Annotated in this window: 13 protein-coding genes; 7 read left to right on the top strand and 6 right to left on the bottom strand. The window is 29.4% G+C overall.

Going from position 1 to position 13,176, the window contains the following annotated elements; genetic code table 11:
* Positions 1-1,302 (top strand): gliding motility-associated protein GldE, encoded by a 1,302-nt coding sequence (gene gldE, locus Q0958_RS02220; RefSeq protein ID WP_299119049.1) that lies wholly within the window; start codon positions 1-3, stop codon positions 1,300-1,302.
* Positions 1,295-1,849 (top strand): gliding motility lipoprotein GldD, encoded by a 555-nt coding sequence (gldD, locus tag Q0958_RS02215; RefSeq protein WP_299119046.1) that lies wholly within the window; start codon positions 1,295-1,297, stop codon positions 1,847-1,849. Before gldE ends, gldD begins: the two co-directional genes overlap by 8 nt.
* Here gldD and Q0958_RS02210 read toward each other — a convergent pair.
* From Q0958_RS02210 to Q0958_RS02200, 3 genes are all read right to left on the bottom strand, one after another.
* The gene (locus Q0958_RS02210) at positions 1,846-2,112 is read right to left on the bottom strand and encodes a hypothetical protein (RefSeq protein WP_299119044.1); all 267 of its coding nucleotides are present in this window, start codon (positions 2,110-2,112) and stop codon (positions 1,846-1,848) included. The genes gldD and Q0958_RS02210 overlap by 4 nt on opposite strands.
* Positions 2,113-2,115: 3 nt before the next feature.
* Positions 2,116-3,132 (bottom strand): COX15/CtaA family protein, encoded by a 1,017-nt coding sequence (locus Q0958_RS02205; RefSeq protein ID WP_299119041.1) that lies wholly within the window; start codon positions 3,130-3,132, stop codon positions 2,116-2,118.
* A gap of 86 nt (positions 3,133-3,218) precedes the next feature.
* Positions 3,219-3,674: a heavy metal-associated domain-containing protein gene (locus Q0958_RS02200; protein ID WP_299119038.1), complete on the bottom strand. Its 456-nt coding sequence runs from the start codon at positions 3,672-3,674 to the stop codon at positions 3,219-3,221.
* Between the two features lie 89 nt (positions 3,675-3,763).
* Between Q0958_RS02200 and Q0958_RS02195 the strand changes: the two genes are divergently transcribed.
* The gene (locus tag Q0958_RS02195; protein ID WP_299119035.1) at positions 3,764-4,636 is read left to right on the top strand and encodes an EamA family transporter; all 873 of its coding nucleotides are present in this window, start codon (positions 3,764-3,766) and stop codon (positions 4,634-4,636) included.
* A gap of 73 nt (positions 4,637-4,709) precedes the next feature.
* Here the strand turns inward: Q0958_RS02195 and Q0958_RS02190 are convergent, their stop codons facing one another.
* Entirely contained in the window at positions 4,710-6,758 is a 2,049-nt protein-coding gene (locus Q0958_RS02190; RefSeq protein WP_299119033.1) for a pitrilysin family protein, read from the bottom strand.
* 25 nt (positions 6,759-6,783) lie between these two features.
* Positions 6,784-8,100, bottom strand: coding sequence for a pitrilysin family protein (locus Q0958_RS02185; protein ID WP_299119030.1), 1,317 nt, complete (start codon positions 8,098-8,100; stop codon positions 6,784-6,786).
* 209 nt (positions 8,101-8,309) lie between these two features.
* Between Q0958_RS02185 and rplU the strand changes: the two genes are divergently transcribed.
* The 4 genes from rplU to Q0958_RS02165 all read left to right on the top strand — a co-directional run bounded on the left by rplU (position 8,310) and on the right by Q0958_RS02165 (position 12,094).
* Positions 8,310-8,795 (top strand): 50S ribosomal protein L21, encoded by a 486-nt coding sequence (gene rplU / locus Q0958_RS02180; protein ID WP_150898202.1) that lies wholly within the window; start codon positions 8,310-8,312, stop codon positions 8,793-8,795.
* Between the two features lie 22 nt (positions 8,796-8,817).
* Positions 8,818-9,078 (top strand): 50S ribosomal protein L27, encoded by a 261-nt coding sequence (rpmA, locus tag Q0958_RS02175; protein WP_150898203.1) that lies wholly within the window; start codon positions 8,818-8,820, stop codon positions 9,076-9,078.
* Positions 9,079-9,441: 363 nt separating this feature from the next.
* Positions 9,442-10,179, top strand: coding sequence for a LytTR family DNA-binding domain-containing protein (locus tag Q0958_RS02170; RefSeq protein ID WP_235274396.1), 738 nt, complete (start codon positions 9,442-9,444; stop codon positions 10,177-10,179).
* Between the two features lies 1 nt (position 10,180).
* The gene (locus tag Q0958_RS02165) at positions 10,181-12,094 is read left to right on the top strand and encodes a tetratricopeptide repeat protein (protein WP_299119025.1); all 1,914 of its coding nucleotides are present in this window, start codon (positions 10,181-10,183) and stop codon (positions 12,092-12,094) included.
* Here Q0958_RS02165 and dinB read toward each other — a convergent pair.
* The gene (dinB, locus tag Q0958_RS02160) at positions 12,091-13,173 is read right to left on the bottom strand and encodes a DNA polymerase IV (RefSeq protein ID WP_299119023.1); all 1,083 of its coding nucleotides are present in this window, start codon (positions 13,171-13,173) and stop codon (positions 12,091-12,093) included. The two genes, Q0958_RS02165 and dinB, sit on opposite strands and share 4 nt — an antisense overlap.
* Between the last annotated feature and the right edge of the window lie 3 nt (positions 13,174-13,176).

Genomic DNA, 13,176 nt, shown 5'->3' with positions numbered 1-13,176 from the left:
TTGGACCCAGAACCCGAATCTTTATTTTTAGCATTATCAAGTATCGACTTATTAACAACTCTTAACTGTTTACTGTTACTCTCATTGTTAATTTGTTCGGCCTTAGTGTCTGGTACAGAAATAGCCTTTTTTTCAATATCTCAAACGGAATTGGATGACTTAAAATCTAGTTCAAAAGGAGAAAATATTGTTGTAAAACTATTAAATAAACCTAAGAAGTTATTAGGAACTATTTTAATAACGAACAACTTTATTAATATTCTTATTGTTTTAATTTTTGCGTCTTTAGGGGAAGTGTTTTTCAAAGGACTTACAGGCTGGGTTAAGTTTTTTGTTGAAGTGGTTTTTGTAACGTTTTTAATTTTACTATTTGGAGAAGTATTGCCTAAGGTATATGCGAGTAGAAAATCGTTACAGTTTGCTAGTTTTATGGCAAGGCCATTGCAGTTTTTAAATGTTATTTTAACACCTTTAAGTACGCCTTTAATTAAGCTTACTAGTATTGTTGAAAATAAGTTAGGTAATAAAAATAATAATTTATCTGTAGAACGCTTATCACAAGCATTAGAGTTAACCTCTGAAGGAGCAACAACAAAAGATGAACAAAAGATACTAGAAGGAATTGTAAGTTTTGGTAATACTGAAACTGTACAAATTATGAAGCCAAGAACAGATGTTTGTGCTATTGCTGATGATGCGTCATACGAAGAAGTTTTAAAAACTATTTTGCAGAATGGTTACTCCAGAAACCCTGTGTATAATGAAAACATAGATAATATTAGAGGGGTTTTATATGCAAAAGATTTATTAGAGCATCTGAATAAGAAAACATTCAAATGGCAAAAATTAATTAGAGACCCATTTTTTGTTCCAGAAAATAAAAAACTTGATGATTTGTTAAGCGAATTTCAAGAACAGAAAAAACACTTAGCTATTGTTGTTGATGAATATGGAGGAACAAGTGGGATAGTTACTTTAGAAGATGTTATTGAAGAAATAGTTGGAGATATAAATGATGAGTTTGATGATGATGATTTAACCTATTCTAAACTAGATGAAGATAATTATGTTTTTGAAGGGAAAATAACGATTAAAGATTTTTGTAGAGTTTTAGAAGATGATGATGTAGATAAGTTTGAAGAAGCAAAAGGAGAAAGTGAAACAATAGCTGGTTTTATTCTAGAAATATCAGGTAAGTTTCCTAAGAAAGGAGAGAAAATAAATTTTAGTAAGTATACGTTTACTATAGAGGTAATTGATAAAAAACGTATAAAACAAGTAAAAGCAACACGAAATGCATAAATTATTATTACTAATTTTAGCAATGTTATTAGTAAGCTGTGGTAATGAAACGTTACCAAAACCAAAAGGATATTTAAGTTTGGAGTACCCACAATTAGGGTATAATAAGTTAAATGATAATAGACCTTATCGTTTTGATGTTGCTAAAAACACAACAATTAAAAATTTACCTCAAAATTGGATTAAAGTTCAGTATCCTAAGTTGAAAGCTTCAGTTGATATTACATATCGTCCAATACAAAACAACTTAAGAGAATTGTTAATGGAGTCTGAAAAGCTAGTTTTTGAACATGCTATTAAAGCCGATCAGATTACCGCACCAGTAGAGTATTCTAACCCTAATAAAAAAGTTTACGGAAGTGTGTATCAAATATTAGGAAATGCAGCTTCTCAAGTACAGTTCCATGCTACTGATAGTAGTAAACACTTTTTAAAAGGGTCTTTGTTTTTTTATACCAAACCTAATTATGATTCTATCTTACCAGCAGTTGAATATATTAAGAATGATATGATTCATATGATGGAAACATTAGAGTGGAATAATTAAAAGAAGTAGCTTAAAATTATAAAAGTAATAAAGTAAAAAAGAACACCTAAAGCTCTTGCTGTATAGGATTGTTTTAGTTTTTTATCAAAGTTAAATCTTTTAAACCTTTCCTCTTCAGTATCATTAAAATCATCAGTAGCAAACATGTTTATTTTTCCTTTTGATTTTGATAGGTTAACAGGAACAAAGAAAAAACCTAACCATTCTTCGGTAGTTAAGGGTGTTGTTCTTCTAATTTCTCTATTTTTTTCTTCTTCAGTCATGAATTAAATTCTTCTACTTTGAACCCATAAATAAAACTGCAATCCAAATAAAATAGCTCCGGATAATAAGTGTACTGCTTGTGTTCCTAATGGAAACTCAGCATAATACATTAAAATACCTGTAATAGTTTCTAAAAAGATTAAGAAAACAATCCAATTCACAAGTTTAAAACCTAAGTCTTTAATTTGATTTAGATAAAACATTCCTAAGTTTACCAACACAATAGCAATGGTAAATGATCGGTGGAAATAAAATTTAAAATTAGGTTCTAATAAACTATACTGTTTGTTTTCAAAACCATACAATTTTACTTGCTCATCTATAAATTGACGTACTTGCGTTCCCATGGCAATTTGAATTAACGAAAATACTGCTGAAGCAATTACCAATTTGTTAAATAAAGAATTGTATTTAAAAGTTGTTTTTTTACGATCGGAAACTATGTGCAATAACCAAAGTAATAGCGCAATTATAAGTAAGCCAGCTACCATATGAATGGTAATGATAGTTGGTTTTAAATGAGTATCTACAACAGTTTTTCCCAACCAAGCCTCAAAAAGCATTAAAAAGAATGCGCCAAAAGCTAGTAGTGTAATTTGTTTTTTCTCTTTCCAAAATGAAACAGAAGTAAAAATTAAGAATAGAAAAGGAATACCTGCAAGCGCTGAAGATAATCGGTTAATGTATTCAGTCCAAGTATGGTACTTATTAAACTTAGCGTAGCTGTGTTTAGTGTATTTAGACCAATTACTGTTATTAAATTCACTAGAAGTTGTTAAATCACTTTCAGCAACAAATAAGGCTTCATCTTTTATAATAATCATGCCTTTTTCATAGGAGGTATTAGGTTGCCAAGTAATTTGTTCTTCAGAGGTTGGAGGGATATAATAACCAAAACACTTTGGCCAATCTGGACATCCCATTCCAGAGCCTGTCATACGAACAACAGAACCTGCTAAAAAAATAAGATATACCGATATTAATGATATTTTTACTAGGAGAGGAAAGTGTTTTTTCATTACAAGAAATGTTTTTGCAAAGATAAGGTAAAACACAAAAAAAGCTTCTCAAATGAGAAGCTTGATTTTATTAATTTAAAGTAGAACTATGCTTTTTCAGTTTCACTACAGCATTCTTTTTTACAATCTGTAGCGCAAGCTTGTTTGTTGCTTTCTTTTTTATCTGAATCACCTTCTTTTGTTTCTTTTTTTGCTGCTTCTGAAGCTTTGTACATATCTCCACTTCCAATTCCTTCTACAAAAGAAATTAAGTCTTCTTTGTTAGTAATATTAGCGTCGTATTTTACAGTAGCAATACTATCTTTAAATATAACTTTTGCTTCTAATACACCTTCTTTTTTAGATAAATCAGAAGCTATCTTTTTTGCACAACCTATTTCGCAAGTCATTCCAGAAATGTTTAAAGAAAGTTCTTTAGCATCTGCTGCAACTACAGTTTTAGGAGCTTTGTTAGTGTCTTCTTTTTTTGCTTCGTTTTTACATCCTACAGCTAAAAAGCTAACTAAAGTTAAGGCTAAAAGTATTTTTTGAATTTTCATCATTTCTATTTATTGGTTTATTTGACAAAGTTATTAATAAAATCAAATTTTTAAATGAAAATAGTCGATTTTTGTCGTTAAATGAATTGAAAATGAGTAATCAACAACAAAAATGGTTGTATTTAATAGTGCTTTCGCTAGTTTGGGGAAGCTCTTTTATTTTGATAAAGAAAGCATTAATTGGTTTAACTCCAATACAATTAGGTGCTCTACGAATGTTAATTACTGCCGTATTTTTATTATTGATAGGTTTTAAAAGTATCAAAAAGATTCAAAAAAAGCATTGGATTTATATCTTGTATACAGCATTATTAGGAACATTTTTTCCAGCCTTTTTATTTGCTTTTGCAATACAGGGAATAGATAGTTCAATTTCGGCAATTTTAAACTCTTTGACTCCATTTAATACTTTTATTTTTGGAGCATTAGTTTTTGGATTTTCTTTTAAAAGAAAACAGTTTATAGGTATTTTAATTGGGCTTATTGGAACGCTGATTTTAATTTTAAAAGGAGCTGAATTAAATCCAAATCAGAATTATTGGTATGCTTTATTAGTTATAATTTCTTCTATAGGATATGCTTTTAATGTAAATATTGTAAAAAAGTATTTACATGATTTAGATGCTTTGGCTATTACAACAGGAAACTTCTTGTTGCTAATTGTTCCAGCCTTTTTGGTGTTATTATTTTCAGGTTTTTTCTCTTCTTTTGAAGTAAATCAAGAAACTACAAGCGCGTTAGGATATATAACAATTTTATCGGTAGTTGGTACTGGAATAGCAAAAGTATTGTTTAATAAAATGGTGCATTTATCGTCACCTATTTTTGCTTCATCGGTAACCTATTTAATACCAATTGTAGCAGTAATGTGGGGAATTATTGATGGAGAAAAATTAAGCTTAATTCAACTGTTAGCAGGAGGAGTTATTCTGTTTGGAGTTTGGTTAGTAAATAAAGCTAAATAGTATATTTTAGATATAAAATGAAAGAGCCAAAACAATTTGTTTTGGCTCTTTTTAATTTTACTTAAGTAAAATTTTATTTAAAATCAGCGTCAGAAACACCTTCGTTTATTTTTACTTCTGTAGTTATAAAGTCAACTTTTTGTGGTCCAAATGACCTAGTAACTTTATGAGGAAATTTGATTCCATTTACTTCCTTATAATCCAAAAATAGAGTTGGAGATTTTATTTCTCCTTGAGGAGTTTTAATGGTTTCTATTTCTTTAATTTTTAAACCAGAAGTAGTATCGTAAAATATTTCACTATCACCGTACTTAATAACATATGCACTCTTTCCTTCAACAGGTTCGATTCTTTCTAATTTTCCTTTTTTATATGCGCTATCTGCAAAAGGAGCAGATTCTCCCTTAACTTTTTCAAGTTCTTTACCTTCAAGCTCCTTTTTTTGTCCACGGGCTTCTTGATATCCTTTAGTTCCGTCGAAAACTATTTTCTGCATAACATTCCCCATAACAGAAACTACTACAGATGATTTGTTAGGCGCTGCATTTTTTTGAACTAAACTTAACTGCATTCCTTGAAGTTTAGCATTAGAAGAAATCATAGTAGATTTTACATTTCCTACTTTGTTTTTACCTCCAATAGCTTTAAAGTAATTATCTATAACTGTAGTTGCTGTAACACCTGCAGGAATAGGTAAGCTCATTTCTGGCTTTGTAGTAGGGTTACCTTTCTTGTCGAAATAATTGATTTTATAGTCAGAATTCTTTTCTAAATTCTTTAAAACATCAATTCCTTTACCTGTAATGATAATACGTGCTTTATCTCCTCTAAAATACTTAATAGCTGCATTTTGAACATCCTCTAATGTAACAGCATTAATATTAGCTAAGTAATTTTCGTAAAAATCGGCAGGTAAATTATATCGAGCAATATTTAAGGCATATCTAGCTGCTGTTCTAGGTTTTTGAACATCCATTACAAAATTACCAATATATTTTGCTTTAGCATTCTTAAGCTCTTCTGGACTAACTTTTTGATAGCGAATTTTATTAATTTCTTTCTGTAATTCTACTACAGAACTATCTGTTACCATATTTCTAACAGCAGCTGTAGCTCTAAAAGTAGCAGCATTTCTGCTTTGTCTTACACTAGAGTAAGAACCATATGTGTATCCTTTATCTTCACGTAAATTCATGAATAAACGTGCAGTTCCACCTCCACCTAAAATGTTATTTGCTAATAATGCTGCGTAATAATCTTTATCACCTAATACTAAATCAATATTGTTAATTACTGCAATTTCAGACTGTACAGCATTTGGCATATCGATAAAATCGATTTCAGTAGTAGCAGGGTTTGTTGGTTTTGGTAAAGTAGCTGAAGGTACATTTCCAGCTTTCCATCCGCTAAATAATTTAGTAACTAATTTTTTTGTTTTAGCAGGATTAATATCTCCAACAATTACTAAATAAGAATTGTTAGGGCGATAGTATGTGTTGTAATTGTTTTTTACATCAGCTAAAGTAACACTTTTGATACTTTCAGGTGTTGTAAATTCTCCATATGGATGATTTTTACCGTAGGTTAAAACGTCTTGAACTCTAGAAGCAATAGCAGATACGCTTTTCTCATTAGATTTTAATCCATCTAAAGTACGAGCTACAGCTTTATCGAATTCTTCTTGCGTAAAAACAGGGTTTTTAACTCCGTCAGCCATTAATCCTAATACTTCAGAAAAGTATTTTTTTAATGATGATGCATATGCTCCATCTTTACTATAGCTTACAAAAGCTCCTAAATAATCTACTTTTTCGTTGAAATCATCTTTAGAAATAGAAGTAGTTCCATTTCCTAGTAAACCACCCATTAAATCTGCTAATCCAGCTTTAGAACCTTCAGCTACAGGTTTATTATCAATAGTTAAACTAGCTGAGGCTCTAGGTAATTTATGATTTTCAACCATAATTACTTGTAAACCGTTAGGTAATTTAAATTTCTCGGCTTTTCCCAGTTGAACTTTAGGAGCAGGCCCTGGTTTTGGTTGTTTATTTAAATCGCGTTGTGCATTTACAGCAAAAGACATTGCTAAAATCGCGACTAATGATAAAATTTTTGTCTTCATAATTCTTTTATATTGTCTTTTGATGTTACTTTTTACTTTCTGGTAAATATTCCATTAACAAACGCTTGTTTGTTTGTAAGTACTTTTTAGCTACATCTCTAATTTCTTCTCGTGTAATTGAACGATAAATATCAATTTCTGTGTTAATTAGGTTTGTGTCACCGTATAATACATTATAACGAGCTAATGAATTTGCAATTCCTTCTACACTAGAGTTTGAGTTTACAAATTGATTTTCAAACTTATTTTGTAGTTTTTGATAATCTTTTTCGGAAATTAAATTTGTTTGAAGTTTTACAACTTCTTCATCAATTTCTTTTACTAAATCGCTTAACGAAGTTTTACCTAAAGGAAGTGCATAAATAATATATGTTCCGTAGTCTTCTTGACTTAAATTTATAGCTCCTGCTTGTAAAGCCATTTTCTTTTTGTCAACTAATTTTTTATATAAAACTGAACTTTTTCCACTGCTTAAATATGAAGATATCATGTCTAATACTCTAGAATCACGTGTTTTCATAGATGGTGTTCTATAAGCTTCCATAATTGCAGGAATCTGAATATTTGGATCGTAAGCTTTAGCTTCTATTTGAGTGGTAATTGGATCTTCTTTAGGGAAATTTCTTTCAATATCTTTTCCTCTAGGAATTCTTTCAAAATATTCCTTTATCCATTTCTTAGCTTGTTTTACATCAATATCTCCAGCAACTACTAATGTTGCATTATTAGGAACATAAAACTTTTTGTTAAAAGCAATAAACTCTTCTAAAGTAGCATCGTCTAAATGCTTCATTTTTCCGATTGTAGTCCCTTTATATGGGTGCTTTTTAAACATATTCTTTTTTACGTTTTCTAAAAAACGAGAATATGGTTGATTGTCTACACGTAAACGTTTTTCCTCTTTTACAACCTCATTTTGAGTATCTACACCTTCTTGTCCAATAATTGGATGTAATAACCTTTCAGATTCCATCCATAGTCCTAACTCCAAATTATTTGATGGAAATATTTCATAGTAATATGTTCTATCGTCAGTAGTATTAGCATTATTTTTTCCTCCATTAGAAGAAACAATTTTAAACCAATCACCTTTTTTAATATTCTTAGTTCCTTCAAACAATAAGTGTTCAAAAAAATGAGCCATACCTGTACGATCAGGTTGTTCATCTTTTGCGCCTACATGGTACATAACAGCTGTTGTAACAACAGGAGCAGAGTTGTCTTTATGCAAAATAACATGCATCCCGTTACTTAAATCGTACTCTTCAAACTCCACTTTTTGTGCATTTGTAGCGAATACAAATAACATAGCTGAAGCAAGAGATAAAATACTTTTTTTCATTAATTAATTTATTAGTTCTTGACTGATTTTGACATATGTGACGTGAATTTAAGGTATTTGTTACATAGTGAGGGAAATATTTTTTAACTCATTAAGTATTAAAAGATTAATTTTCTGTGTTATAGATTGTTTTCTGTGCTAAAAAACGTATATTTGCACCCGCATTTTCATTAAGAAGATGCATAAAAGTATAACGCAAAACAAAAAGTATGTACGCAATCGTAGAGATAGCAGGGCAGCAATTTAAAGTAGCAAAAGACCAAAAAGTATACGTACACCGTTTACAAGAGGCTGAAGGATCAAAAGTAACTTTTGATAATGTAATGCTTATTGAAGATAAAGGTAACGTAACTATTGGCGCCCCAGCTATAGAAGGAGCAGGAGTAACTGCTAAGGTATTAGGTCACTTAAAAGGTGATAAAGTAATCGTTTTCAAAAAGAAAAGAAGAAAAGGTTACAAAAAGAAAAATGGACACAGACAGTCTTTAACTGAGATTCAAATCGAAGGTATTTCTGCTTCTGGTGTAAAAAAGGCGGCTGCTAAGAAAGAAGCTCCTAAGGCAGAAGTTAAAGCTGAATCTAAGGATATTAGTTCAATGACTGTTGCAGAATTAAAAGCTTTAGCTAAAGAAAAAGGTATTTCTGGATACACTTCTTTAAAGAAAGCTGAATTAATTGAAGCATTAAGTAAATAATTAACTTTAAAAACTTACAGAAATGGCTCATAAAAAAGGTGTTGGTAGTTCGAAGAATGGTAGAGAATCAGAATCGAAACGACTAGGAGTAAAGATTTTTGGAGGACAAGCTGCTATTGCAGGTAACATTATTGTTCGTCAAAGAGGAACAACTCACAATCCAGGTGAAAACGTTTACATGGGTAAAGATCATACTTTACATGCTAAAGTTGACGGTGTAGTTGAATTCAGAAAGAAAAGAGACAACAAGTCTTATGTTTCTATAGTTCCTTTCGAGGCTTAAGAAACTACTTGATTAAATAAGAAAAAGCTCAAACAATTTTGTTTGAGCTTTTTTTTATATATAAACTAAACTTATTTCAAATAAAAAAGCATCTCTTTATTAAAGTGATGCTTTTTAGTTTAATATCATTATTGATTAATCCCCTAATTTATCATAATGATTCCCCTTGTGTATTATGATGCAAATATGAGACGAAAATATATTTTTTTCGATAACATATGTATAAATAGTAGGAAATTGTGTGTAAATGGTTGGTCTTTGGTTTTTTTAGGTGAAAAAGAAGTCTTTTTTCCTGTATAAATGGTTTATCTTGATTTTAATTTTACAATTATAAAAGTTACATTTGGTTGCAAATCCCACTTTATGTTAAAAGCAGTTATTGTCGACGATGAACCAAAAGCTATTAAGAGTCTTTTGTGGGAGTTATCGAATTTTAATGATGATTTAGAAATCATACAAACATTTACAGAAGCCGACAAGGCTATAAAATATATAAACGAAAACACTATTGATTGTCTTTTTTTAGATATTGAAATGCCTACAATGGATGGTTTTCAGCTGCTTGAAAAATTAGAAAAAACAGATTTTGCTGTTGTCATAACTACCGCTTATAATGAGTATGCTATTAAAGCATTAAAAAATCAGGCTATAGATTATTTACTAAAACCTATAGATACTGATGATTTGGAAGAAACATTGAACAGAATAAAAAAGCATTATTCAAAAAACAATAGCTACGATGATAAGTTTGAAAAAATACTTTCAAGCTTCAATAAAAAATTCAATAGAAGAAAAATAACAATAAATACAGATGGTAAACTTATTTTTTTAGAGCAATTTGAAATATTATTTGTTGAATCTGATGGTAATTATTGCTCAATTCATACTACAAATAATAAGAAAATAGTAGTTACTAAAAAATTGAAAGAAATTAACCTATTGTTACCTGAAGAACATTTTTTTAGAATTCATAATTCCTACATCATAAACTTAAATAAAATTAAAGAGTTTTTAAAGTCAGATGGATATGTAATTATTGAAAATAATCATAAAATCCCTGTGTCAAGACAACGAAAATCGGATCTGTTAGAAAAGTTTTAGGATGAAAAAAATCTTCACATTAGTATTGTTCTTTTTGTTCAGCATTATATGTTTATCTCAAAAAAATGTTGATAGTTTAATAGTTAAAGCTATTGAAATAAAAGAAACTAATTATTTTGAACTTCAAAAGCATTTCAAAAGAATTCGATTTACTAGTGAAGAATTAAATTTGCTTTTAAATGAAAGTAAAAAAAACGATTATGTCTTAGGCCAGATTTTTGCCAAAAATGTTCAAGGACGATCTCATAGAAATGTTACAGAATATAATAAAGCAATAAAAAAATATAAAGAAGCTTTAGAGTTAGCCAAAGAGATTAAAAGTGTTGAGGCAGAAGTTGTAACATTAAACCAACTAGGTGTTGTTTATAGAAGGCAAGATAAAATAAGGATGGCTCTGAATTACCATCAATCTGCTTTAGAAATTATTTCAAAAATAGATAAGCCTAATAAGGATATTAAAATTAGTCATAGTATTTCAATTAATAGCTTAGGAAATATCTATTTAGCCTTAAAGCAATATGAAAAAGCACTAGAGAAATTTAGTAAGTCTATTGCTATTCAAAAAGATTTAGATGATAAAAGAGGTTTGGCTATTAATCATCAAAATATTGGTTATGCTTATAAAAACATCGGAGACCTAAATCAAGCTTTAGACAACTATCAAAAATCATTAAAATATAATAACCTAAATAAAGATCAGTTAGGAAAAGTAATTTGTCATAATAGTATAAGTGGTATTTTAATTAAACAATCTAAATATGAGGAAGCTCATAAGTATATAAAAGAAGTTGTTGAACTTGCTGAATCTATAGGAAACAGGTATTATTTATCTGAAGTGTACAATACTTTAGGGTGTGCTCTTTTAAAATTGAATAGACTAAATGAGGCTAAAATTTACATCAATAAAGCACTAAGAATATCTTTGAAGAATAATATTCCTTCGAGTTTAACGGTGTCTTATGATCATTTATCTGAACTATATCAAAAACAAAAGAAATACAAGAAGTCTTTAGAGTATTACAAAATGGCAATTGAATTAGAAAAAAAGACATTCAATGCTAAAAATATTCGTTATGTAAATAGCTTAATTAGCAAATACGATAATGAAGTTAAGAGTAATAAAATCAAAGATCTTGCAAAGCAAAATGAAATAGGTAAGTTAAAACTTACTAGAAATCGTAATATTCTAATTATAGCTTTGGTTTCTATAGCTTTATTTGGTGTTTTATTGTATTCAATATATAGACAACGTTTGTTAAAAAACGATAAACAAATTTTACTTTTAGAGCAAGAGGCATTAAGAATTCAAATGAATCCACATTTTGTATTCAATGCCTTGAATTCTATTAAGCTTTATATTATAAATAATGAGCAAAAGAATGCGGTTTATTATTTAAATAAGTTTTCAAAGTTAATTCGTAGCATTTTAGATTCTTCTAGAGTGAAAGAGGTAACATTGGGAGAAGAGTTGAAAACCATGAATTTGTATATGAGTATTGAAAATATTAGGTTTTCAAATGAAATAGAATATGAGGAAAATATTAGTTCGAATTTAGAATTAGAGAGAATAAAAATACCACCATTAATATTACAGCCGTTTTTAGAGAATTCTATTTGGCATGGATTGTCTTCAAAAAAAGGAAGTAAAAAAGTAGAGTTATCTGTAGAAAAAATTTCGGATGAGTTTATTCAAATTGATATATCAGATAATGGAATAGGAAGAGATGCTGCTTTAAAAATTAAAAAGAATAAATCCTTGAATAGAGATTCTATAGGGATAGAATTAACTACGGAAAGGTTGAAAAACTTCGCTAATCAGTATCAAAATGATTTTTCCTTAGTTTACATAGATTTGGTTGATGAAAAAGGCAAATCTATTGGAACAAGAGTTACTTTAAGGCTTCCAATAATCTAAAAATTAAATTTTAGTTGTACCCAAATTGGCTCTTTCTTTTCGGTATTTAAATTACTAAAAGAAATTCCTAATAAGCGAACAGAGTTTTTTAAAGCTTCCTGAAATAATAATTCCTTAATTATAGGGTAAAAGTCTCTTTTTTGATAAATATAATGGTTGGTGGTTTTGCTTCGAGTTTGTTGAGTAAAGTCGCTATATTTTATTTTTAAAGTAATGGTTTTACCTTTAGTGTTCGACTTTTTCATTCTGCGTTCTAATTCATCAGCAATTTTATCTAAACGTTCTAGCATAAACACTTCAGAAGATAAATTTTCATTAAAAGTACGTTCGGCTGCTATTGATTTTCTTATTCTATTAGGTTTTACTTGGCTATTGTGAATCCCTCTAACGATATTATAATAATGTAAGCCAGACTTTCCAAATAATTTAGAAAGCTCTTCTATTGATTTTTTCTTTAAATCTAAACCTGTGAAAATTCCTAGATTATGCATTTTAGCAGCAGTTACTCTTCCAACGCCGTAAAATTTATTGATAGGTAATTCTTCTAAAAAACTAATTACTTCTTCCGGATTTATGGTTTTTTGACCATTTGGCTTGTTAATGTCTGAAGCGACTTTTGCTATAAATTTATTTATAGAGATGCCAGCAGAAGCTCTTAATTCTAGTTCATCCCAAATGCGTTTTCTTATTTCTTCTGCAATTAAACTGGCAGATAAAATTCCTTTTTTATTTTCAGTAACATCTAAGTAAGCTTCGTCAAGAGAAAGAGGCTCTACTAAATCAGTATAATCATAAAATATTTTTCTAATCTTAGAAGAAATTTCTTTGTATCTGTCAAACCTAGGATGCACAAAGATTATGTGTGGGCATTTTCTTTTAGCAAGTACTCCACTCATAGCAGAACGGACACCGTATTTTCTGGCTTCGTAGCTAGCAGCAGAAACCACTCCTCTAATTTCACTTCCACCAACAGCAACAGGTTTATTCCTTAAATCAGGATTATCTAGTTGCTCTACCGATGCATAAAAAGCATCCATATCTACATGAATAATTTTACGATATGGTGGTTGTAATTCCATTTT

This window comes from uncultured Tenacibaculum sp. (genome assembly GCF_947499065.1).
GTDB lineage: Bacteria > Bacteroidota > Bacteroidia > Flavobacteriales > Flavobacteriaceae > Polaribacter.
This window is presented reverse-complemented; position numbering and strand designations above follow the sequence as displayed.